The organism is Brevibacillus laterosporus, from assembly GCF_030489605.1.
In the GTDB taxonomy this organism is placed as follows: Bacteria; Bacillota; Bacilli; order Brevibacillales; family Brevibacillaceae; genus Brevibacillus_B; species Brevibacillus_B laterosporus_E.
Window position 1 is genome coordinate 76,213 of sequence record NZ_JAUKFY010000018.1, and the last position, 22,387, is coordinate 98,599.

The 22,387-nt window shown below is 40.8% G+C and carries 22 protein-coding genes; 15 read left to right on the forward strand and 7 right to left on the reverse strand.

The annotated features are described in order from the left end of the window. Positions 1-22: 22 nt before the first annotated feature. Together QZ995_RS17600 and QZ995_RS17605 are read left to right on the forward strand one after the other, a co-directional pair. A complete protein-coding gene (locus QZ995_RS17600; protein WP_301809393.1) occupies positions 23-355 on the forward strand; it encodes a hypothetical protein in 333 nt (110 codons plus the stop codon). 101 nt (positions 356-456) lie between these two features. Beyond that, positions 457-1,914: a YfcC family protein gene (locus QZ995_RS17605; RefSeq protein ID WP_301809396.1), complete on the forward strand. Its 1,458-nt coding sequence runs from the start codon at positions 457-459 to the stop codon at positions 1,912-1,914. Positions 1,915-2,047: 133 nt separating this feature from the next. Here the strand turns inward: QZ995_RS17605 and QZ995_RS17610 are convergent, their stop codons facing one another. Beyond that, positions 2,048-2,968 carry a pseudouridine-5'-phosphate glycosidase gene (locus tag QZ995_RS17610; RefSeq protein WP_301809399.1) on the reverse strand — a complete coding sequence of 307 codons (921 nt, stop codon included), beginning with the start codon at positions 2,966-2,968 and terminating at the stop codon, positions 2,048-2,050. Then, a complete protein-coding gene (locus QZ995_RS17615; RefSeq protein ID WP_301809401.1) occupies positions 2,965-4,059 on the reverse strand; it encodes a carbohydrate kinase in 1,095 nt (364 codons plus the stop codon). The genes QZ995_RS17610 and QZ995_RS17615 overlap by 4 nt, the downstream gene beginning before the upstream one ends. Before the next feature lie 207 nt (positions 4,060-4,266). On the opposite strand from QZ995_RS17615, the gene QZ995_RS17620 reads away from it, so the two are divergent. Continuing rightward, a complete protein-coding gene (locus QZ995_RS17620; protein ID WP_301809402.1) occupies positions 4,267-5,058 on the forward strand; it encodes a DeoR/GlpR family DNA-binding transcription regulator in 792 nt (263 codons plus the stop codon). Positions 5,059-5,139: 81 nt separating this feature from the next. Next, positions 5,140-5,697 carry a hypothetical protein gene (locus QZ995_RS17625; protein ID WP_301809403.1) on the forward strand — a complete coding sequence of 186 codons (558 nt, stop codon included), beginning with the start codon at positions 5,140-5,142 and terminating at the stop codon, positions 5,695-5,697. A gap of 63 nt (positions 5,698-5,760) precedes the next feature. On the opposite strand, the gene QZ995_RS17630 is transcribed toward QZ995_RS17625, so the two are convergent. Beyond that, a complete protein-coding gene (locus QZ995_RS17630; protein WP_301809406.1) occupies positions 5,761-6,537 on the reverse strand; it encodes a Cof-type HAD-IIB family hydrolase in 777 nt (258 codons plus the stop codon). Positions 6,538-6,749: 212 nt separating this feature from the next. On the opposite strand from QZ995_RS17630, the gene QZ995_RS17635 reads away from it, so the two are divergent. The 7 genes from QZ995_RS17635 (at position 6,750) to QZ995_RS17665 (ending at position 12,899) form a co-directional block, all read left to right on the forward strand. Next, positions 6,750-7,748 carry a LacI family DNA-binding transcriptional regulator gene (locus tag QZ995_RS17635; RefSeq protein ID WP_301809409.1) on the forward strand — a complete coding sequence of 333 codons (999 nt, stop codon included), beginning with the start codon at positions 6,750-6,752 and terminating at the stop codon, positions 7,746-7,748. A gap of 115 nt (positions 7,749-7,863) precedes the next feature. Next, positions 7,864-8,604: an SIMPL domain-containing protein gene (locus QZ995_RS17640; protein WP_301809411.1), complete on the forward strand. Its 741-nt coding sequence runs from the start codon at positions 7,864-7,866 to the stop codon at positions 8,602-8,604. A gap of 142 nt (positions 8,605-8,746) precedes the next feature. After that, on the forward strand, positions 8,747-9,766 hold the full coding sequence (locus tag QZ995_RS17645; protein WP_301809413.1) for an aromatic acid exporter family protein: 1,020 nt from the start codon (positions 8,747-8,749) through the stop codon (positions 9,764-9,766). A 26-nt stretch (positions 9,767-9,792) separates the two neighbouring features. Next, positions 9,793-10,566, forward strand: coding sequence for a polysaccharide deacetylase family protein (locus QZ995_RS17650; RefSeq protein WP_301809416.1), 774 nt, complete (start codon positions 9,793-9,795; stop codon positions 10,564-10,566). Between the two features lie 107 nt (positions 10,567-10,673). Beyond that, entirely contained in the window at positions 10,674-11,678 is a 1,005-nt protein-coding gene (locus QZ995_RS17655; RefSeq protein ID WP_301809452.1) for a phosphotransferase, read from the forward strand. A 250-nt stretch (positions 11,679-11,928) separates the two neighbouring features. Continuing rightward, a complete protein-coding gene (locus QZ995_RS17660) occupies positions 11,929-12,090 on the forward strand; it encodes an aspartyl-phosphate phosphatase Spo0E family protein (protein ID WP_003340731.1) in 162 nt (53 codons plus the stop codon). Between the two features lie 182 nt (positions 12,091-12,272). Continuing rightward, the gene (locus QZ995_RS17665) at positions 12,273-12,899 is read left to right on the forward strand and encodes a SurA N-terminal domain-containing protein (RefSeq protein WP_301809421.1); all 627 of its coding nucleotides are present in this window, start codon (positions 12,273-12,275) and stop codon (positions 12,897-12,899) included. A 142-nt stretch (positions 12,900-13,041) separates the two neighbouring features. On the opposite strand, the gene QZ995_RS17670 is transcribed toward QZ995_RS17665, so the two are convergent. From QZ995_RS17670 to QZ995_RS17685, 4 genes are all read right to left on the reverse strand, one after another. Then, entirely contained in the window at positions 13,042-14,826 is a 1,785-nt protein-coding gene (locus QZ995_RS17670) for a PAS domain-containing sensor histidine kinase (protein WP_301809422.1), read from the reverse strand. 268 nt (positions 14,827-15,094) lie between these two features. Further along, positions 15,095-17,236: a PAS domain S-box protein gene (locus QZ995_RS17675; RefSeq protein ID WP_301809454.1), complete on the reverse strand. Its 2,142-nt coding sequence runs from the start codon at positions 17,234-17,236 to the stop codon at positions 15,095-15,097. Between the two features lie 45 nt (positions 17,237-17,281). Further along, the gene (locus tag QZ995_RS17680) at positions 17,282-17,743 is read right to left on the reverse strand and encodes a YiiD C-terminal domain-containing protein (protein ID WP_301809425.1); all 462 of its coding nucleotides are present in this window, start codon (positions 17,741-17,743) and stop codon (positions 17,282-17,284) included. A 33-nt stretch (positions 17,744-17,776) separates the two neighbouring features. After that, complete coding sequence (locus QZ995_RS17685) at positions 17,777-18,124, reverse strand: DUF952 domain-containing protein (RefSeq protein ID WP_301809428.1); 348 nt, start codon at positions 18,122-18,124, stop codon at positions 17,777-17,779. Between the two features lie 191 nt (positions 18,125-18,315). Here QZ995_RS17685 and QZ995_RS17690 point away from each other — a divergent pair, with 191 nt between their 5' ends. From QZ995_RS17690 to QZ995_RS17705, 4 genes are all read left to right on the forward strand, one after another. Beyond that, positions 18,316-19,938, forward strand: coding sequence for a long-chain fatty acid--CoA ligase (locus QZ995_RS17690; RefSeq protein ID WP_301809431.1), 1,623 nt, complete (start codon positions 18,316-18,318; stop codon positions 19,936-19,938). 84 nt (positions 19,939-20,022) lie between these two features. Continuing rightward, positions 20,023-20,163, forward strand: coding sequence for a hypothetical protein (locus tag QZ995_RS17695; protein ID WP_301809433.1), 141 nt, complete (start codon positions 20,023-20,025; stop codon positions 20,161-20,163). 264 nt (positions 20,164-20,427) lie between these two features. Further along, positions 20,428-21,021 (forward strand): TetR/AcrR family transcriptional regulator, encoded by a 594-nt coding sequence (locus QZ995_RS17700; RefSeq protein ID WP_301809436.1) that lies wholly within the window; start codon positions 20,428-20,430, stop codon positions 21,019-21,021. A 172-nt stretch (positions 21,022-21,193) separates the two neighbouring features. Further along, positions 21,194-22,087 (forward strand): GNAT family N-acetyltransferase, encoded by an 894-nt coding sequence (locus QZ995_RS17705; protein WP_301809438.1) that lies wholly within the window; start codon positions 21,194-21,196, stop codon positions 22,085-22,087. Positions 22,088-22,387 lie beyond the last annotated feature (300 nt).

A 22,387-nucleotide genomic window follows, 5' to 3' on the forward strand; every position in this document is an offset into this window, starting at 1 on the left:
AAAGACAGAGGAGGGATTAAATATGAAGAAACGGCCGTTTAACATAGAAGTACGCCGACAGATGATGGGGGATGATATCGTCTATCTGATAGGCGGAGGAGTGGTACATATTGGTGCAGTTGCGACCGCTTATTGGCAGGATGAGCAGGTAAAAGCGGAGCTTATCACATTACCTGGTCATAAGGAAGATCAACTGGCGATCGAATGTGCGAGCCTAGCTTGTGAACACAAAAAATGCACAGTTACCGCTATTGTAGGCATTCATATAGAGCAAGCCAGCAAAGAAGAAATCATGCTGGCAGTAAAGACAACTCGTGAAGCGATGCATGAAGAGCTTTTTGGAGAAGCAAAATAAATAGGTAGCAGTTCCCCTTTTTCAACTGTCATAGAACTGAAAAAAGTTAGTTCTTTTTTCACGTTATAATAGACTGATGCGAAAGGGGGATTTTGTTTTACATGAATGCACGATTGTTCAAGATGAAAAGGGGACGCAAGCTTCCTGGAGAACTAAACGTTTTCGTCTTGTTGTTAGGCATTTTATTATTGGCAACTGTACTTACGTATATAGTACCTGCTGGAGAATATGCCCGCGTTGAAGTTGATGGGCGAAATGTGGTCAATCCCGCTAGCTTTCACTTTCTGCCGTCCAAGCCTGTCCATCCATTTGATACGCTGATTAGTATTCATAAAGGAATGGTGGAGACTGCCGACATTATATTCTTTGTCCTTATAGTCGGAGGAACATATGGAATCATTACATATTCTGGAGCAATGGAAGCTTTGGTAGCAGTCATGGCACGTAGATTGGGGAATCAGGAAAAGTGGCTAGTTCCACTGATGATGCTATTCTTTGGTGTCTGCGGTTCTTTAATGGCGATGGCTGAGGAGACCCTGCCCTATCTAGCATTGCTTATTCCGGTGGCGTTGGCATTAGGCTTTGATGTCATTACAGGTGCTGCGATTGTACTAGTAGGGGCCCAAATCGGTTTTAGCACCGCTCTTATTAATCCTTTTACTATAGGTGTTGCTCAAAAGATAGCAGAGCTTCCGCTGTTTTCTGGCATGAGCTTTCGAATTGGGCTATTCGTGGTTCTCTACATCGTTAGTGCTACCTTTGTATATCGTTATGCGATGAAAGTGAAGAGGGATCCGTCTAAAGGCTTCTTTGCGGAAAATAGCTTTGGTAAAGAGATGCTGTATAGTCATTTTGCGTCTTCTACTTTGCAGGCTGCAAAAAATCAAAAGGCCGTGGATCATAACGTGTTTCTCTTGAAGCACAAGCTTGTTCTGCTTAGCTTTATGCTGACATTAGGCACAATTGCCTTTGGTGTCATCAAGCAAGGGTGGTTTATTTCGGAGATTGCCACCATCTTTTTATGTTTAGCGTTGGTATCTGGTTTCATTTGTCGTATGAGTGGCAATGAGTTTGTTACTTGCTTTACGAGAGGAGCAGCAGATTTATTAGAAGGGGCGCTAATCATTGGGATGGCCCGGGCGATCTTGCTGGTTCTGACAGAGGGGCAGGTAATGGATACGCTTCTGTTCTATTCAGCTCAAGCTATTCAGCAAGTCCCCTCCTCTTTAACAGCTACGGGCATGTTTATTCTGCAATGCTTGTTAAACGTGATTGTCCCGTCCGGGAGTGGGCAAGCGGCACTGACAATGCCCATTATGACTCCTTTGGCTGACTTGGTGGGCATCACTCGTCAAACCGCAGTATTGGCCTTTCAATTGGGAGACGGCTTTACTAATATTGTGACTCCTACCTCTGGATATTTTATGGCTGGACTAGCCTTGGCCAAAATTCCATGGATACGCTGGTTTAAATGGATTATGCCTCTAATTGGCTTGCAGATCGCCGTTGGGGGTATCGCTATTATTGTTGCACAGTTCGTTGGATATGGCCCTTACTAATGAATGACAGGTAGGCTATTAAAATAAAAAGAAGGCAGTTCCAAGAGAGAAATCACTTTGGAGCTGCCTTTTTAAAATAGTCAGGAGTTTATAACAAGCTGGTTTACAACAATGTTAACTAGATTTGGATAACTTATTGCTTTTGTTTCTTTTTGTATTCAACGGCAATCTTAGCTGCTACCTCTGCGTTGTGATATACAAGTGCGATGTTAGTTTCTAAGCTTTTGCCTGTAGTTAGTTCTTTTACTTTTGAAAGTAGGAACGGTGTTACTTTTTTGCCAGCGATATTATTTTCCTTCGCTTCTGAAAGTGCTTGCTGGATCGCTGCTTCAATTTGATCGTATGGCAGAGCAGATTCTTCTGGCACAGGGTTGGAGATGACCATTCCACCCTGCATACCTAGCTTCCATTTTGTATCCATCACGGAAGCTACTGCATCAGGCGCGTCCAATTTGAAGTCAACGCCGTAGCCGCTCTTACGGGAGTAGAAGGAAGGGAATTCGTCTGTTTTGTAACCTACAACAGGTACCCCTTGTGTTTCTAAATATTCTAGCGTACGTCCGATATCAAGAATTGATTTGCAACCTGCGCATACCACGGCTACGCTAGTATTCGCCAATTCTGTCAGGTCAGCAGATACGTCCCACGTAACCTCTCCTTCGCGGTGAACCCCACCGATACCGCCTGTGGCAAACATTTCGATTCCGGCTAGTTCAGCAGCAATCATAGTGCCGGCAACAGTGGTCGCTCCAATTTTACCTGATGCAAGGATATAAGGGAAATCACGGCGGCTTACTTTCTCGACTGATTTGTTCGTAGCGAATTCTTCTAATTCTTGATCAGTAAGACCAATTTTAATTTTACCATCCATGATACCAATCGTAGCTGGCACAGCACCGTTATCGCGAATGATTTGCTCAACTTTTTTCGCCATCTCAATGTTCTGCGGATACGGCATGCCATGAGAGATAATGGTTGTCTCTAAAGCGACGATCGGCAATTTATTTTCTAGAGCATGGGCAACCTCTTCAGTAAAAGTTAAGTAGTTTTTCATTGTACATTCTCCTTTACGAACTGATATAGTTTTTCCGGCTGTAATTCGGGAGAGACAGATTGTTCTGTTACCAATGTCAGAGCTGATGCAGCAAGACCTAACCGACAAGCGTCTAAAAGCTCTTCACCGTGTAGAACACCGTGCAATAGACCTGAGGCAAAGGCATCACCGGCACCGGTGACATCTACAACATCCACTGGATATGGTGGAAGTAAAACCTCGTGTTCAGGAGAAGAAACAAAAATCCCTTGTTCACCCATGGTTACGATGACATTGAGAGCGCCGCGCTTGCGAATGAACCGGCAAGCTGTTTTTACATCCTCTACATTGTTAATCTTCATGCCAGAAAGAATTTCAGCTTCTTCCTGGTTAGGCAAAATACTTGTGACGCCCATGAGAGATTCGGGTAATTTTTTAGCTTTTGCTGAAGAGACTGGATCGATATACAAAGTAATGTTCTCATCGTGACAGCGTTTGATCACATATGCCAACACGTCCTCTGGGAGGTTCGTATCCAGAAGCACAATGTCGGAAGCGACGATATGAGCCCATTTCTCTGCAATCATCTCAGTTGTTACTTTTTCATAAATATCCATGTTTGCCAGGGAAACGAACATTTCACCATCTACATCTAGTAGCGCTGTGTAGGTACCTGTTTGTTCAGAGGAGAGCATCCAGGATTGACTAACATCTACCCCATGCTGTTTGGTTTCTGCAAGAACCCATTCCCCCTCTTTGTCATTGCCTACGCTTGTAATAAGAGACGTAACGCAACCAAGGCGTCCCAAATTTTCAGCAATGTTTCGGGCTACCCCTCCACATGATTGAGAGATGCTAACTGGATTGGAAGAGTGCAGTTTGACTTGTTGTTTGCTGCGAGCTTTGCGATCCAGATTGGCTCCCCCAAGGCAAGTGATGGAAGCTTCTTCTTTTAAAATGTAGGCTCTTCCTTTGATTTGACCTTGTTTCATCATAGTGGCAATATACCCTGCTACGGCTGAGCGGGAAATTCCCATTTTATTGGCTAATTCTTGTTGGCTGATGAAGGGATTCAAACGGATATAGTGCAAGATTTGTTGTTCTTTATCCATGTGACACTCCTCCTTTCAAACAAAAGTTTATCATTTAAACAAAAGTTTGTAAAGTATTTGTTTATCAAGTATGATAGGGTAAAACATTTACAAAAATGCTTGTCGGCTATTTTTCGTAATAGTTTTTCCATGAAGCAAGCAAAAGTCTATCTGAAAAACAAAAGTTGAGTTACAATAACAAAAAGAGGCGAAAAAGGGGCGGTTTGTGTGTCATTAGTAGGAGAGGAAAGAAAGGAGCTCATCTTAGAACTACTGCAACAAGAAGGAAAAGTAAAAACAACTGAGCTAGTAGAAAAGCTGCAAGTCTCTTCAGAATCCGTACGTCGGTATTTAGAAGAGCTGGAACAAGAGCAGAGGCTCAGGCGAGTGTATGGGGGAGCCGTCAAAGTAAGCGGAGACGTCGAGCTGCTTTCTTATAAAGACGACTCAGAAATTTGTTATAGCAGCGCAAAGGATATTGCACAGGCAGCAGCAAATTTGGTGCAGCATGGTGAGAGTGTAGCTCTGGATGATGGGATTATTTCACTATATATGTTGCCCTATTTATTAGAAAAACAAGACGTGACGATCATTACTTGCTCTGTACGATTACTGCAAAGCTTTTTTCTTCAGGAGAAAAAGGCCGAATTTACTGGAGATATCTATTTTTTAGGTGGGAAGGTTCATCAAAAGCATGCACGTGTTTGCGGCTTGATGACAGAAAAAATGATGGAATATTTCCATGCAGATAAGGCTTTTCTGTGTGTAGATGGATTATCCTTGCAAAAAGGAATGAGCCATCATGATGCCGAACGAGCTTTTTTGGTTCGCAAATTTATGGAGAATTCAAAGGAATGCATTGTGCTGTGTGATCAGGCTAAATTGGAATTACAGACTTTTTATAAGATTGCAGATATAAAAGACATTCAGACAGTTATTTGTGATAGAGAAATACCCGAGGAATGGGCAGATAAATATCAAGAGTGGCAGGTTCAATGGTTAAACGCTTCCAGGGTGTAACCGGTTACACAGGACGATCGTATATATTCATACTGTCTTAACACATAATAACAGCAAACATGAGAGTTCAGGAGGCACAACATGTGGTACAGCAGTTGGATGCTTACGGTATTAATGATCGGATACACAGAATGGGGCTCGGATGCGGGAAGATCTCTTCAGGAGGCACAGCACGTACAAGTGATCCAAAATGAAACAAGATTTAGTTCTGTCAAGGAACTAATCAATGCTTCCCAGGCAATCATTCGTGCAACACCATTGGAAGCAGTTAATGAACAAACGACAGGGCAAGCCGTACAAGGAAGAAAAGTCGTCAAATATACACAAACCTTTCAAGTAAAAGCGACACTGAAGGGAAGCGTAGGGAGACAAGTGCGGCTAGTATTTTATGGATTGGAACCTAAGCCTGAGGCCAGAGATCCTTTAAATTTACAGTATCCAGGAGCACTTGGGGATGGTGAATATTTTTTATTCCTAAAAAAAGTGGATTCCAATACCTACACAACTGTAGAAAAATGGCAAGGAATCTACCCTGTTTTTGATGGAAGAACGGTGGCTCTAGAGGGATATGGAATTTCTGAATTAAACGGACTAACACCGAATCAGATGATGGATAAAATAAAACAGGTAACAAGATAATAGGGGAAAAAGCCGTTTTCTGTATGAAGAGAAAACGGCTTTTTTAGAATTGTTTTTAATCAATTAGTCTAGTAATCCTAACATAGAGAGACCCTTTGCAATCCCATCCTCATTGCAGCTTGCTGTTACATAACGAGCTTTTTGTTTTGCTTCCAAAACGGCATTGCCCATGGCTACACCATGTCCTACGGTTTCCAGCATTTCTAGATCGTTTAAGCCGTCACCAAAGGCATAGGTGTGCTCAAGGGAAAAATCACCGTGTTCCAGCATTTTTTGGATGCCGACTGCTTTGGAGCTTCCCGACGGAATAATATCTAAGGCATAATCATGCCAATGAATAAAGCCAAATTGAGGGAAGCGTTCCATATACTCCTTGGCAAACTCAGGTGAGCAGAAGATAATGCTTTGATAAATTGGGTTTTGCTTGTAAAAATCAGGATCAAGAGAAGGCTTAGCCAATTGCAGTTCACCATAAATTACGTCCAAAAGAGGATCGTTAAGATGGTTGGCACATAGCATTTCATGATTTACATAAGTAAGGACATGCCCGTGTTTGTTGGCAAGATCGGTTAAATCTGTTAGGTGCTCTATTGCTATTGGATTACGATAGATTTCTTCACCTTCAAATACAACATATTGACCATTTATGGAAACATAAGAATGAATGTCTAATTCTCTACATATGTCTTCTAACTGTTTAGGCATACGACCAGAAGCGATAGCAGTATAGATTCCATTTTCACGCAATCGACGTACCGCATCGCGAGTGCTTGTCAGTAATTGCTTATCTTCAGTAAGTAAGGTTCCGTCTACATCAAAAAATACGATTTTTCTCTCCACGTAAATTTCCTCCGCTTTTTCTAGTTGATCTAAGGGGTACCACTGTGTCGTAACGCCCAACGGTCACGCCGACACCAGATGGTGCTAACAAGGTAAACCTTACAGTATGAAAAGCATTTCAGGTCAAGAGAATTCTTCAGATTCTCTTCAAGCTATGTGAACATGGCAACTATTCACAGCTTATTTTAAAATGGAGAGAGGGGGGATGACACATGGCTAATATAAAACAGATAGCCGAGCTAGCAGGTGTATCTATTACAACTGTTTCACGCGTTCTTAACAATCATCCCTATGTACAGGAAGCTAAGCGGCAGGCAGTATGGGATGCTGTGCATAAGCTTAATTACTCACCGAATAGCAACGCTGTCCATCTAGTAAAAGGGCGGACAGGAATGGTGGCGGTCCTATTGCCGTTTGTCAATCATCCTTTTGCAGGAATGGTGCTGGAGGGAATTGCCGAACAAGCATTGCTGAATAATTACCGATTAATTTTATGCCAGACCAATTATGATCAAAATGAAGAAAAGCGCGTATTGGATATGCTGAAATCTAAGCAAATAGATGGAGTCATCATTGTTTCCAGAAAAGGCAATTGGGAGATGGTAGAGGCGTATGCTTCCTACGGACTGATCGTTGCCTGCGAAAAAGTAGACAGTGAAGTCATCTCTTATGTACATGTTGATCGGTACAAGGGAACGCAGGAATGCTTTCGTTATTTAGTGGAAAAAGGCTATCGACAAATTGGCTTTTCTCTTGGAACGAGTGGCACTCATAACGGAAAAAAACGTATGCAGGCGTATTTAGAAGGGATTGCCGATTTGAAAGAACCTGTTCGACCAGAATGGATTTTTGAAAATTGCTATCAGATGGAGGATGGTTCGCAGGTTGTGCAGCAATTAGCCCGGCTAAAGGAACGTCCCCAAGCGATTATGGTCGCGGGTGATTTGCCAGCAGCAGGCATGATAACAGAAGCCAAAAAACTAGGATGGCGTGTTCCTGAGGACTTGGCTATTATTGGCTTTGATAATTTACCGTTGGCCGGCATTCTTGATTTAACCACGGTGAATGTACCTAGTTTTGAAGCAGGCAAGGTAGCATTTCAGCTCTTTATCGAACAGATTCCTGAGCGGGGAAACAAGCTAAAGGAGAGAAAAATTGTCACTAAAAAAGTAGAGCTTCCGTTGAAGTTTATCATTCGCGGCAGTGCGTGATCTTTTCTGTTGAAACGAATTCAACAATAGGTTCGTCAAAGCAGGTATTCAGATAATGCGTATATTGGCAGAATGCTGAAATAGTGAAGCGCATGATTGAAAGGTGGCAATAATCATGAGAAAAAAAGCAATGAATAAAGTAGTAGCGTCATTTCTGACACTTGGATTGTTAACAGGTGGAAGTTTTTTGGCTGCTGTACCTGCCGCATATGCCCAAGAGGCTCAGGTAATCCGAAACATTAATGTTACCGGAGTAGGTAGTATCTCTATTGATCCGGATGTGGCTTATCTCCAAGTAGGAGTAGAGACGAATGCGAAAACCGCAAAGGAAGCACAGGAAAAGAATGCAACAATTTTTGCTGCAGTGGAAAAGGCGTTGAAACAGGAAGGTTTATCTGAAAAAGACATTCAAACCATTCAATTTGCTACTAGCCCACAATACAATTACGAGGATAAAGCGGGTCCTGTCCTGACAGGCTACCAAAGTCAGCATATCGTAAAAGTAACATATCGAAATCTCAATAAGATTGGTAATTTGTTAGATAAGCTCTCAGCAGCAGGAGCCAATCGAATTGATTCCGTTCAGTTAAGTACAGATAAACAAGCCAAATATGAAGGGCAAGCCTTAACACTAGCTGTGCAAAATGCAAAAGCTAAAGCAGAGGCGCTAGCCAAGGCATCGGGAGTGACAGTGAAAAAAGTACTGACCATTTCAGAGAGCAATGTTGCAGAACGTCCTTATATCCTGGCGAAAAATGAATTAGCGATGCAGGACTCAGCAGCTAGAGGCAGTTCAATCGCTCCTGGACAAATTAAAGTAGAAACAACGGTTTCGGTACAGTATGAAATTGAGTAGGATCGAATCGAAATGCCAAACGGAGGAGACTTTAAGTCACTCCGTTTTTTTATTTCCTCAAAAAAGATTTTTCAATCCTTTTTCAAATAAAGGAAAAACGCTTATAGTATAGTGAGGAGAAGAGGAAGAAAGGGGGCAATAGATGCCGTATATTGGTTACCGAACACTGAAAACAGCAATTGGTGCTGGATTATCTATTTTTCTTGCTCAATTACTTGGACTGGAGTTCTATGCGTCAGCGGGCACATTAACGATCCTATGCATTCAAATTACGCGAAAGCGTTCGCTTAGCGTTTCCATTGACCGATTTATCGCATGCTTAGTCGCCATGGTTTTCAGCCTTCTGTTTTTTAAACTGGTTGGATTTCATGCTTTCACTATCACGATGATGATGCTGATCTTTATTCCGACATTAGTACGCTTACGTGTAATTGAGGGCTTTATTTCCAGTTGTGTTATTATGCTACATATCTATTTGAAGCAGGATTTAAGCTGGAGCTTCTTATGGAATGAATTACAATTGGTTACGATCGGTATAGGGATTGGGCTCCTTATGAATTTATATATGCCTAACAAAGATAAGGAATTACGGGAGCTTCAGCAAAAAGTAGAAAAAAACTTCTCTGTAATTTTAAAGGAATTGGCAGGGTATTTACGCCATGGGGAAGACGGATGGCCAGGATCAGAAATGGTGGAAACACCTGTCTTGATTAAAAAAGCAAAAGAGCTTTCTTTACTGATTGTTGAAAATAATTTGTTGCGACCTGAATCAACCATTTATCGTTATTTTGGTATACGGGAGAAGCAATTCGATATTTTAGAGAGAATGCTGCCTATTGTTTCAGGCCTCTCTTTACAGGTTCCTCAGGGAAAACAGATTGCCGACTTTCTCGATGAGCTGAGCGTAAAAATACATCCGGGCAATACGTCATATGTATATTTGGATGGCATTCGAGAAATTAGAGAACGTGTACGTCAAGAGCCTTTGCCTGTGACGCGCGAAGAATTTGAAGTAAGGGCCTCGCTCTTTTATTTGTTAAGTGAAATTGAACAATATCTATTGCTCAAACATAATTACATTCGTTCAGAGAGAGAACTGGAACGAATGCATGCACGGTTAAAAGTGGGGAAAGCAAAAGCGAAAGCCAAACAGAAAGAGTAAATTTTTTAACCATGGGAGAGGTTTTGATGAAGAAAATCATTTTATTTTTGCAAATGATTGCATTAATAATGCTTCCAGCTTCTGTGGGAGCAGTATATTCAATGAAGGGGATTCCTGTATTGATCTACCATTCTATTGCGGATAAGCCGGATAATCCCTATTGTGTACCTCCTAGAGAGTTTGAAGAACAAATGAAATGGTTGCATGACGAAGGGTATCAGACTTTGACAGCAACTGAATTACTCCAATACTATAATGAAGGTAAACCGGTGCCGGATAAGTCTGTCGTGATCACAATTGACGATGGATACGACGACAATTATCTGATTGCTTATCCTATTTTTTTGGCTTATAAGCAAAAAGCGACAATTTTTGTTACAGCTGGCTCAGTAGGAAGACCTTCCTTTATGACTTGGGATCACATAAAGGAAATGCACAACAGTGGTTTCATTGATTTTCAATCACATACAATGACGCATGCTCACCTAGATAAGCTAGCTCCTGATGATGTTTATCAGGAATTAGCTCTGTCCAAGGCCATGCTAGAAGCTGAGCTACATAAAAATATAGACATTCTTGCTTATCCATACGGAGGATTTAATCGTGCCATGCTGCCAACGGTACGTGAAGTGGGATATAAGATGGCATTTACCACTGTTCCGAGTAAGACAACTCCAAAGCAAGGAATGTATACTCTTCATCGCATAGAGATCCATCCTAAAGCTTCCCTTCAAGCTCTGCTTCAACCCAAGCCAATGCCAACTACACATCTTACATTTTTAAGCTCTCCGTCACGATAAGTGATGGAGAATTTTTTTTGAAGAAAAAATGGGTGCTTATTTCCGTCCATTTCACCATCCGTTCTTATACCCCCGGCGTATGATGAAAGAGAATGAACAGATGGGATGTGATTCTTTTGAACACGGAGTTAAGGAAAGCCGTGGAACATACGTATTGTATGCAAATCCTGGAAACGGAAATTTTGCATGATACGGGAAGAACGATCGTAATCCATTTGAAAACGTCAAAGGGAGACTACGTCCTGAAGAGGATCATTCTGGATGAGGAACGTTTACAGTTTATCTTGGCAGTAGAGGATCAAATTCGGAGTACGGGTATTTATATTCCAATTGTTTTACCTACAGTTGATGGAAATCGGTATTTTATCTGGGAAAATCAATATTATTTAATGCAACAATACATTTATGGCGATCCATCTACTGATCCGGACATGGGGGAGACCAACGTAGAAAATATATGGGAGCGCGGTGTTTTATTAGGACAGTTGCATCGTGCATCATATGGTTTTAGCACCCCTATGAGCCCAAAATACATGGGATTGGATAATTGGAATGAACACTATCAATCAGGTCTGTATTATTTGAAACACTGGTATGAAAAAAACAAAAACAGCTCCTCAGAGCGAAAACAGGTGATGTGCGAGTACCTCCCTTATTTTCAGGTGGCCGGTTATGAGATTTACCAAGCATTACAGAGGTCTAGCTATTATGCTAATTTGAAATACCGATCAGTTGCTGAACAGTGGATTTGTCACGGGGATTTTCATCGGGGAAATGTATTTAAGCGACGAGGGCAATTTTGGGTGATTGATTGGGAATTTACACGTCATGATTTTCCTTCTAAGGATTTGGAACGTTTGGTTAATTTGCTTGTAAAAAAACAGCCTAGATGGAGCAGAAAAGCTTTTACTACCTTAATAGACCAATATTTATCTAATAACCCTTTATCCCAAGCGGATCAGTGGATTATGTATCATGACTTAGCTTTTCCGCATGGAGTCAGAAGAATGGTTAAGCACGGTCTGTATAAAAAGGGTTCTGTTAGCGATGTAGAGGAACTTTTACAAAAAGAGTGGGTGCGAAGCGAGCATTTAAAACAATTGCTAGGTTGACTCATTTGGAATATATTGGGATAATAAGCTACGAGAGGGAAAGTGTCGAAAGTGTCTGTTTATTAGGAAATGCTGGCGCTTTCTCTCGAAAATAGGTAAGGAACCTCGATAAACTTTTTTTGATAAGTGAAATACGAGTAATTATGACAAGCTCTCGCATGTTTTTACAAGGAAAGTCGAAAGGTTTTACTAGTAAAGAATTGGAAACATACCTATACTTAGTAAGGAAAGTATAAGTGTGGAGGGTGTTATGGAAGAGGTAACGTTAGAGTCAACAATCGAAATTTTAAGATCGGACATGATTCAAGCTTATAAAGAAAAAGGTAATTTTGTCGATTCGCGGGTAGTACATATCAGCCAGCAGCTAGATACCTACATTGTTCAGCTTCAACTGCTACGTCGTCATTCATAGGAGTACGGTATGTCCTAAGAAAACATAACAGGAGAAGTTTACGCAACCTGACGCGGTTAGGTTGTTTTTTGTTTGAGTTTCTTACAAGGATTCCATATTTTTTACACAAGTTCTTATTTCTTTTATGTTACACTAGGTGGAGACTAGGAATGAAAGTATAGAATGGCAAAAGGAGTAGAATGATGAAAAAATTTGACGTAACCATGCTTACTATTGCAATTCTAGTAGTAGGTTTAGTTATACTAGGTGTGACAGGTAAGCAGGAAACACAAGAACCAGCAGTAGCTATTGTTAACGGAGAGGCAATAACAAAAGATCGTGTCATTAATGGCTTTACCCCTAAAGGTCAGCAAAAGGTTATGGAAAATGCAATCAAAGAAATCGTTATAAGACAAGAAGCGAAAAAGCTTGGGGTACAAGTTGACCCGAAAGCAATAGATGCTGAGGTAGAACAGATTAAGAAAAGCTGGGGAACGAAAGAGGAATTTGAGGAGTTCTTAAAACGCAAGAAAATTACAGAAGCAGACATGCGTAAGGATTTGGAGATGAGCGAGCTGTCAGAGAAGGCCTTTGCTACATCTATTCCATTGAAAGAGGAAGAAATAAAAAAATATTTTGAACAGCATAAATCCGAATTTGGTGATAACGCTGTTTATGAAAATGTAAAAGATAAAGTAAAAGAAAAGGCAATGAGCGAACACAAGAAAGAGTTTTTTGATCAATGGATCCATACTTTAGTGAAGAATGCAGATATCAAATACATCAGTAAAATTGAACAACCTGTCTTCGAGGAAGACGAGAAGAAGTAAAACGGCGTTTAGAGGAAATCACTCCCTACTGTATAGACTAGGGAGTGATTTTTTTATAATAACAGGATACAAGGGTCAGGGCTGGGATAAGGCTCCATCTTTGAAAAGGATAAAACCAGGTTTACTACAATTCCCTTGATACTTATGGCATGTAGGGTAATGTAATCTCAATGGTCGTTCCTTGATTCATTTCACTTCGCAGCTGAAGAGTACCATTGTGATCGCGAATAATTTTGGAACTAACCATGAGACCAAGCCCAGTTCCGGTTTCTTTGGTTGTATAGAATGGTTTGCCTACGTTTTCTAATGTAGACAGAGGTATGCCACAGCCCTCATCAGAAAAGCGGATTACTGCATGATGCTCTAGCTTTGTTACTTCAATATGAATGCAACCTCCAGCGGGCATAGCTTCTACACTGTTTTTGATGATATTGATAAATACTTGCTTTAACTGACGGGGTTCACAGAGAAGAGAGGGAATATCCGGTTCCCAGTGAGTAGAGATGGTGACATTAGCTAATATAGCTTGGGATTCTAATAATGTAATTACATCCTGCAACAAGGAGCAGATATCATTTGGCGCTAATTGGTATCCCTGCGGTTTAGCTAGCATTAATAATTCGTTTGCAATAAAATGGATGCGGTCTAATTCTTTTAGCATGATGTCTGTATATTTATGGCTGTCTTCAGGATGGGTCTGCAAAAGCTGGGTGAATCCGCGCAAAGCCGTAAGCGGATTACGAATTTCATGAGCTATGCCTGCAGCCAATTCTCCAATCAGAGATAGTTTTTCAGATTGTTGTAAAAGGTTCTCGGTTTGTTTTTGATGATGAATGTTCTCTCCGATGAGGGCAAAGCCAAGAATTTCTCCGTCTTTACTAAACATAGGAATACAGGAATTTCGAATGAAGAGAAAGTGTCCATCATGATGCCTGACCCTTAATTCTATTGGATCAGCATCTACTTGCTTTGTTTCATATATATGATGAAACCATTTGCGCAAATTGGGGATATCATCAGGATGCAGATAGTCAAATGGGTGTTGTTGATAGTAGTCTTGCAGAGGATGCCCGAATATCGTTTCATGAGAGGGGGAAACAAAGACTACTTTACCGCGTGAATCTAGAAAAGTGATGAGATTAGAAGTATAATCAGCTAGAATTTGATACTTAAGCTGACTTTCCCATAACGCTTCTTCCAACATATGCTCGTTTGAAAACTCTTTTGCGATTCCGTACATCCCGACGGTTTGATCGAAGGCAAGCAAGGGAAGAAACATAACCTGTAGCCACACGGGATGTCCTTTTTTATGCCGGATGGAAAGAGTAGTTGCAAAAGGAGTGCCCGTTTGAAGGTGTTCATAGATATGATCTGCTTCATTCCAATAATCTGGATGTAGTAGGTCATAGACGTTTTTTTGCAATAACTCAGATTCAGTGTATCCGGTTATTACACTACATTTCGTGTTGACATCCCGAAATGTTCCTGTAATATCTAGAGTCATGTAAGCATCGTCAGGCGAAAGGTGTGAGTTGCTTTGTTTGAACTTTTCGAAAATTATGCGCCATTTCGTTTTTTTGCCCAACTTTCTAATAAGGAGGAGATGAGTCGTTTGGCCCTGTTTTCTGTAGGATTGAATGAGCGTTTTGACATAAAGCGAGCCGTTATCTATCGTGTTGATTTCATAATGCTGTTCAATAGGAGATGACTCTTCTTCGCAGTCTCTTAATGTAAAAGCAGGAAAAAACTCTTGCAAAGGCCTACCGATCAATTCTGTTTCAGCATACCCAATCCATTGGAGTAAAACATGGTTTGTATAAACAATGATTCCTCTACTATCGATCTGAATGACTCCTGTTGGCAGATGATCAAGAATATCCTGATGCGATACAGAGGAAAAGAACGGGAGAGCTTTCAAGTTACTCATGTAAAAAAACCACCCTACCTTCTCAAAAACTGGAGCACACTCTTCCATTTAAGTATAAAAAAGGAAAACGTTATCTTTACTTTAAGTCATGGAAGCCTTTTGTTCAATACTTGTTCGTAATTAATTGTTAGAAGAATGTTAAAAATAAGAGCCGTTCCTCTTACTCTTACAAGATTGGCGAAATCGGCTCTAATTCATTGATCATAGAGGAAACACCAAAAAGCTTGTAATACTGGCATGAATGGGAGTTGGTCTGACCGCTATTTTCTTAGAGGCTGGAGGATTGAGCGAGCGGTAATCGGATTGTGATGGTTGTACCTTTGCCAACTTCACTACTAATCGACAAATTACCCCGATGCTCTTTAATGATTTTTTGTGTAATCATTAATCCTAACCCTGTGCCTTTTTCTTTTGTGGAGATGAACGGTTGACCTAACTGAGAGATAAGCTCGTCAGGAATTCCACAGCCTTGATCAACTACTTGAATATAAGTACTTTCTTCTTTTGTACTTACCGTAATTTTAATAATGCCGCCACTATCCATTGCTTCCAATGAGTTTTTAAGTAAATTGATAAAAACTTGTTTTAATTGGTTTTCCTCACATTCTACATAAGGATCATCATCACCAAAATCCAATAGCACCTGAACGTTGCTAATAATGGCTTGTGTTTGTAACAGCAATACGACGCTGGTTAACAGTTGCTGCAGGCTCTTCCGTTGTAAACGTAATACCTGTGGCTTTGAAAGAACTAATAGTTCGCTAACAATCATATTAATACGATCTAATTCTGTCAGCATGATTTGAAAATAAGGCTGATAATCCTTTACGGATGAACGGAGCAATTGTACGAATCCGCGTAACGCCGCCAAAGGATTGCGAATTTCATGGGCTACCCCAGCCGCTAGTTCACCGATAGCAGATAATTTTTCAGAGTTAAGCAGTAGTTGCTCGGTTGCTTTTCGTTCTGTTATATCTCGGGAAATAGCTGCTGTTCCCACAATTTTTCCAGATACATCATGGATAGGAGATAAGCTCAGGCTGACATAGAGCTTGCTGCCGTCTTTTCGCTCTTGATGTGTTTCATAACTGGTAATGTAATTCTTCTCTTCCTTATCACGGCAAACAAAGATCATTTGCTGTGAATCGTTTGGCAAAAATTCATGCAAAGGGCGACCTATTACCTCTTCACTACTCCAACCGTACATTTTTTCAAAGGCTCGATTAATTCGTAGCACAGTACCGTCTAAATCTAAGACATAGATCGCATCCGTTGAGTTGGTAAACAAAGATTCAAGTAAGTCCTTGGTTGAGCGCAGCTCTTCTTCTGCTTTTTTTCGTTCAGTTATATCAATGCATGAAGCGATTACCTCGACGACACGATCATTGCGGATAATTGGACGCAAGGAGGCTACATAGCAGACACCTACTACATTTTCTTCGTAGGTAACGCTCTCTCCCTGCCAAGCTCTCTCGTAGTAGCTGCGCTTACTTTGTAAATAAGGGAGGACATCCTGCATGCGTCGACCTACTACATATTCTGGTGTTAGACCCAGACGATACAGCAATTCTCCATCTGCCATTGTATAAATAAATTCCTTGCCAGACTTAATGAATTTAAAGGTCATGCCTTTTTGCATCTGGAGCGTATTTTTCAAGTCTTCCTGAGCCATCATGAGAGCGCGTTCTGTTTGTTTTCTAGCGGTAATATCGAACCCCATAAAATAGACGCCTACTACCTGTGACTCAAATACTTTAGGAAAGCTGATCAGGCAAATGTAGACAAGATGTCCTTGTTTATTGCAAAAGGGGATTTCCAGCTTGTAATGTCCGCCTTGGAGAACCCGCCGGAATCGGATACTCTCAGCGGTGCGATCTTCCTCGAACATCATTAAATCCTGATAAGAACGGCCGATTAATTCATGTGCGGAGTAACCTAAAATCTGTTCGCTTGCATGATTTAAACTGAAAATTCTGCCTTGTAAATCTGTGGAATATACAAGGAAAGGATTCTGCTCAAACAAGGATTGATAAAGGTCAGATTTTTGGACCTGATTCTGTTTAATATAGATGGCAAGAATTCGTGGAGTATTATTTGTGATTATTGTTGTGTGTACATCTATGGAAAAGCTAGCTCCATTCTTGTGTAGACCAATCCATTCCTGATTGTATGTGGGAATGGATTGGTTTTCCTGCTGAAATAAAGAATGAAAGGTAGATCCATGAATGGTTGGAAATAAGATAGGAAAAGATTTGCCGATGATCTCTTCTTCCCGGTAGCCAAACGTGCTACTGGCTGCATGGTTGCAGCTAAGGATGTGACCAGTATCCGCTACGCTAATGATGCCTAACGGAGCTTCGGCAATAAGTGACTGAAATAACGTATCGTTACCGGAAGAAAATAAATTCATATCATTCACGACCTGTCTCATCCAGTGTTAGTAACGTTGATAGCCCTATTGTCTACCTTCTTCGTTACGTTTCATATACATCTCAAATTGAGCCAATGCACTTATTTCATCGGCTCCTTCTTTCTTGATTTCCGCGTTTACTGTAAAACGTATCCGATCGCCGGGCTGTTTAAGTGTGTTACGAACCAGTTGTTCTGTCTCCTTGGAAATGGAAGCTACCGCTGCAATATCACCTTGAGCCGGTGCAGAGTATTCGACAGAGCTTTTGGTTACCAGCAGCAGTATATGAGGAACTAAGTCAGAAAAGGTGGATAAAATGGAAGCAGCAGCGACTGATTCAGCTAATGTAAAGAGGGCACCAGCATGTATGGTGCCGACATGATTTACATTAGAAGGTGAATAGGGGAGCCGAGCACATGCTTCACCAGGTGATGAGTGTGTGATAGTAACTCCAATTGTTTGGGCAAATGGTACTTGCTTGACAAAAAATTGCTGAACGGGGTTCATCCTGACACTTCCCTTCTTATAACTTTACTTTCATTACAAGGAAGAGAGTTCGGCAGGTAGGGAAAAATATCCTTTTTTGTCAGATGAAAACGATATTACTCGAATGACGGCATCCAGGTTGAGAGGACCGTAAATATGTGGATACAATTGTCCATCTTTCGCTAGTTCATATTTTAATTCCGAGCTAAGACGAGTAGGATCAATCACTAAGAGCAGCAGATGCTGTTGTCCTTTGTAGATTCGATTAGCAACACCTTCGAATTGCTCCGGAGTAGAGCAGTGTATAAATCCTTCTGTGTCTAGGGATGGATGAAGGTATGTACCTTGCTTTTGGGCTGTATTCCATTGCTGTTCTGTAGAGATTTTAACGATCATATCCATAGCTGACATTCTCCTTTGTGGTAGAAATATACAATTGTTTATCTGTACTATTCTACAACTTTCTTTAAGGCTTGGGAAAGGAAAAACAAGAATGAGCAAGAATGAATATTCAGAAGCAAACGTTTGCAGGCGGTTCGTGCAACTAGAAAAGCTCCGGTCCCAAAAAGTAAATAGAAGAGGGGGAGTTTGCGTTGATGAATGCACAATTAACACTTGCGCCTATGATGGAAAGAGCAGAAAAAATGTTTGGAAAAAAACAGGTAATATCACGTACATCTACTGGTATCTATCGATTCACCTACACAGAGATTGCAGAAAGAACAAGACGTTTGGCCAGTGCGCTTGAAGCCCTTGGTATTAAACGCGGGGAACGAGTAGGAACCCTTGCATGGAATCATCACCGACATTTAGAAGCCTACTTCGCTATCCCTAGTATGGGGGCGGTATTGCATACCATTAATATCCGCTTATCTCCTGAGCATATCATCTATATCATTAATCACGCAGAAGATCAGGTTCTGTTGATAGACGATGACATTCTTCCATTAATCGAGCAGATAAAAGATCACTTACGCACTGTAAAGGCATATGTACTGATGACGGATCACGATCAATTGCCTGCCTCAAATCTACAACCTCTTTACTCCTATGAACAGCTATTAAAAGAAGCAGACCCTTCCTATCAATATCCAACTGACATCCAAGAGAGAGATCCAGCAGGTATGTGTTACACGTCTGCTACTACAGGGAACCCAAAGGGCGTTATCTATTCTCATCGCGGAATTGTATTGCACTCTATGTCTCTAGGGCTAGCAGATACACTAGCATTGGCTGAAAAAGATGTCGCAATGCCGGTAGTTCCGATGTTTCACGTAAATGCGTGGGGCTTTCCTTTTGCAGCCACCTGGTTTGGTTGTACGCAAGTGATGCCAGGACCGCGCTTTACGCCTCAGATTTTAGCTCATTTGATTGAAACAGAAAAAGTAAGCATTACAGCCGGAGTGCCAACGATTTGGTTAGGTCTTTTACAGGAATTGGAGAATGGCCGATACGAAACCTCCAGTTTGCGAGCCGTTGTTTGCGGTGGATCTGCTTCTCCTCGAAGTTTAGTGGAGACGTATCGTAAAAAATTTAATATTCCCTTCTATGTAGCCTACGGGATGACGGAAACAAGCCCGTTAGTTACTTGCTCTAAATTAAAAAGCTATCAGGAGGAAAAGTTATCGGAGGAAGAAAAATTAGATTTCCTCTGCAAACAGGGAACATTGGTTCCTTGCCTTCAGATGAAGATAGTGGGACCGAATGGAGAAGTGAAGGCGGATGGAGAAGAGATGGGCGAACTGTTAATTCGTGGTCCATGGATTGCGGATAGCTATTATAAAGATGAGCGCAGTGAAGAGACATTCCAAGATGGCTGGCTACATACGGGAGACGTAGCGACTGTAGATGCAGAAGGATTTGTGAAGCTAGTTGACCGCACAAAGGATTTAATTAAGAGTGGAGGAGAATGGATTTCTTCTGTAGATGTGGAAAATGCGCTGATGGGCCATGAGGCTATAGCAGAGGCTTCTTGCGTGGGTGTACCTCATCCGCAATGGGGAGAACGACCAATCGCGTGCGTTGTATTAAAAGAGGGACAAAGCGCTTCAAAGGAAGAGCTATTTGCCTTTTTGGAGCCTAAATTTGCCAAGTGGTGGCTGCCAGATGATGTCCTCTTTGTAAAGGAGATTCCCAAAACATCTGTAGGCAAATTCTTAAAACGAGCGTTACGTGAGCATATTGTTGAGCATTATGCAAAGGAACCGCAAGCATAAGGAAAGATAGGTGTTACGTTATCAGATAAACGTCTAGCCCTTCTTTTTCTCTAATGAATATGTTAAGAGAAAGGGGGACTTTCTATGGAGTGGATTCGCTGTCAGTGTCAGCGATATGCGCAGCTTTGGTGGAAGGAACAGAATCTGGACGTTCAAGAAATAGCTTTACTGTTTGGATTAGGTATAATTAGTTTGTTTGGGGTTATTTATTTCATTTTACTATAGGTGTATAAAAGTCTTCTCTGCATCTAGGAGAAGGCTTTTTACTTATTGTATTTCTAGCTTTTCTTACAATACAGGGCAACATAAATGTATAGAGCCTTGTCTGCTTTCAAGCATTTGCTGCATAGTGCGTAAAAATAGGGTGGTACTAGGGTACATTCTTCCTATGGCATTGCATGTAATAAACATTGTTGGGATAGGCCTGTTATGATAGGCTAAAATAATGGGAGATTGATATATAGCATTATCAATAGGTGAGGGGTTAACGTGCGTAAATTAAAACCGAAGTATAAAAAGATTATAGAGGCTGCCACTGTCGTTATTGCCGAAAACGGGTTTCAACAGGCTCACGTTTCAAAGATTGCAAAAAGAGCCGGTGTTGCTGACGGTACTGTTTATTTATATTTTAAAAATAAAGAAGACATTTTGTTGTCGTTATTTGAAGATAAAATTACGGAGTTTTTAGAAGAAATGTCTCCTGATATAGATCGGGCGAGCAAGGCGACCGATAAGCTGCGCGTATTTGTAGAAGGTCATTTTTCGCGATTCTCGAATAATCCTCATTTTGCAATGGTAACCCAATTAGAATTAAGGCATTCCAATAAAGAGGTACGGCGCACAATTAACAAGATTCTGAAGGATTATCTGTTCATGATTGATAAGATATTAAAGCTGGGAATTGAGAATGGAGAATTTGACCCACAGCTAGATATTAAAGTAACTCGTAGAATGGTTTTTGGCGTTGTCGATGATTTGATGACGAACTGGGTCATGAACGATCAAAATTACGATCTCATGGAGCTTACCGATAGTGTTTATCAATTTGTAAGCCGAGGCTGTGGAGTCGTTCAGAAGGCATGAAGTGAAACGGTGAATTTTATTGCGATTATTTTGATAAATAAGTTTTTTTATCCGGCCTTTATTGAATGAAGAAGAATCCAATGAGAGAATAAACTTGTTTTGTGCAAGAGTTACAAATTTAGAAGCATCGTTTCTTTTGAAGTAGCTTATTATTGAGTAAAGGGGGATGAAGATGGTTACTTTTAAACGATTGACTCATCTGACTTTTAACGAAGCAGTGCGGCTTTGGAACGCAGGGTTTTCTGAATATTTCGTTGATATTCAGGTTGATACTGATTCTTTTTTGAAACGTTTAGGTAAGGATGAGCTTTCTCCTGATTTATCTATTGTAGCATGCAAGGACGAGGAGCCTATTGGGTTTATTCTAACCGGCTGGCGTACGATCAAAGGGAAAAAGATGGCCTGGAATGGCGGAACGGCAGTCAAACCTGAGTGGCGTGGACGTGGAATAGGAAAGCTGATGATGAAAGAATTACTCAGCATCTACGAGGAACTAAATATAGATATTGCTACCTTAGAAGCGATTGCTGAGAATAAAAGTGCGATATCTCTTTATGAGAAAATGGGGTATCAGATTGCAGGCAGAATTATCTTGATGAAACAACGCGGCGCACTACAGAAGGGGATTATTCCAGATAAGCCTTCCCGTTCATATATCATGAAGCATGGTATGGCTTTTGAGGCGTTAACTATTCCCTTTTATCAGATATGGTCTCCTTATCAAGCTCAGGCTATGGGAATTCAGGACGGCGAATCGGTAATTGCTTATAATGAAGCAGGGCAATGTGTAGGCTATGCACTTTACCGAAGAATGTTTAATCAGTCGGGTGAAATGGAGGGGATAACTTTACAGCAATGTGAAATCAATCCTCAATTAGACAGAGAGGAAAGGGACGTTATCACGAAGGAATTGCTCAGTTATGTGCTAAGTCCCGAATTAGAACATATAGAACGAAATACGAATATGGTTGTATATGAAGAAACAGGGCTTTATTCTCTACTTCTTGATCTAGGTTTTACTTTAAGAATTGAACAAGTGTACATGATAAATCAATTAAAAAAATAATAGATTCAGTAGAGAGATATAATGATGTTTATTTTAATAGGAAAGAGATTCTGAAAGCATGGATAATCTATTAGAGTCTCTTTTCACTCCTTTTATAGTTTGAAATATATGAATATATTATTAGGGGTTGCAAAGCTGTATTGAACGTGATAAGATACTTCTTGTCGCCTCACGAGAGGGTGATAAAGACAAGATGTTAAAGAAGTTAAGAAAAAACTTCTTAAAAAACATGTTGACTTTAACGAAAAAATCTGATAGAATTAATTCTTGTCGGCAGGAGAAAGTGACTGACGATAACGA

What these genes read in the sequence shown, in the direction of transcription:
- QZ995_RS17600 (WP_301809393.1), top strand. Translation starts at nt 23, where the DNA reads ATGAAGAAACGGCCGTTTAACATAGAAGTACGCCGACAGATGATGGGG.
- QZ995_RS17605 (WP_301809396.1), top strand. Translation starts at nt 457, where the DNA reads ATGAATGCACGATTGTTCAAGATGAAAAGGGGACGCAAGCTTCCTGGA.
- QZ995_RS17610 (WP_301809399.1), bottom strand. Translation starts at nt 2,968, where the DNA reads ATGAAAAACTACTTAACTTTTACTGAAGAGGTTGCCCATGCTCTAGAA.
- QZ995_RS17615 (WP_301809401.1), bottom strand. Translation starts at nt 4,059, where the DNA reads ATGGATAAAGAACAACAAATCTTGCACTATATCCGTTTGAATCCCTTC.
- QZ995_RS17625 (WP_301809403.1), top strand. Translation starts at nt 5,140, where the DNA reads ATGTGGTACAGCAGTTGGATGCTTACGGTATTAATGATCGGATACACA.
- QZ995_RS17635 (WP_301809409.1), top strand. Translation starts at nt 6,750, where the DNA reads ATGGCTAATATAAAACAGATAGCCGAGCTAGCAGGTGTATCTATTACA.
- QZ995_RS17640 (WP_301809411.1), top strand. Translation starts at nt 7,864, where the DNA reads ATGAGAAAAAAAGCAATGAATAAAGTAGTAGCGTCATTTCTGACACTT.
- QZ995_RS17645 (WP_301809413.1), top strand. Translation starts at nt 8,747, where the DNA reads ATGCCGTATATTGGTTACCGAACACTGAAAACAGCAATTGGTGCTGGA.
- QZ995_RS17650 (WP_301809416.1), top strand. Translation starts at nt 9,793, where the DNA reads ATGAAGAAAATCATTTTATTTTTGCAAATGATTGCATTAATAATGCTT.
- QZ995_RS17660 (WP_003340731.1), top strand. Translation starts at nt 11,929, where the DNA reads ATGGAAGAGGTAACGTTAGAGTCAACAATCGAAATTTTAAGATCGGAC.
- QZ995_RS17665 (WP_301809421.1), top strand. Translation starts at nt 12,273, where the DNA reads ATGAAAAAATTTGACGTAACCATGCTTACTATTGCAATTCTAGTAGTA.
- QZ995_RS17670 (WP_301809422.1), bottom strand. Translation starts at nt 14,826, where the DNA reads ATGAGTAACTTGAAAGCTCTCCCGTTCTTTTCCTCTGTATCGCATCAG.
- QZ995_RS17675 (WP_301809454.1), bottom strand. Translation starts at nt 17,236, where the DNA reads ATGAATTTATTTTCTTCCGGTAACGATACGTTATTTCAGTCACTTATT.
- QZ995_RS17680 (WP_301809425.1), bottom strand. Translation starts at nt 17,743, where the DNA reads ATGAACCCCGTTCAGCAATTTTTTGTCAAGCAAGTACCATTTGCCCAA.
- QZ995_RS17685 (WP_301809428.1), bottom strand. Translation starts at nt 18,124, where the DNA reads ATGGATATGATCGTTAAAATCTCTACAGAACAGCAATGGAATACAGCC.
- QZ995_RS17695 (WP_301809433.1), top strand. Translation starts at nt 20,023, where the DNA reads ATGGAGTGGATTCGCTGTCAGTGTCAGCGATATGCGCAGCTTTGGTGG.
- QZ995_RS17705 (WP_301809438.1), top strand. Translation starts at nt 21,194, where the DNA reads ATGGTTACTTTTAAACGATTGACTCATCTGACTTTTAACGAAGCAGTG.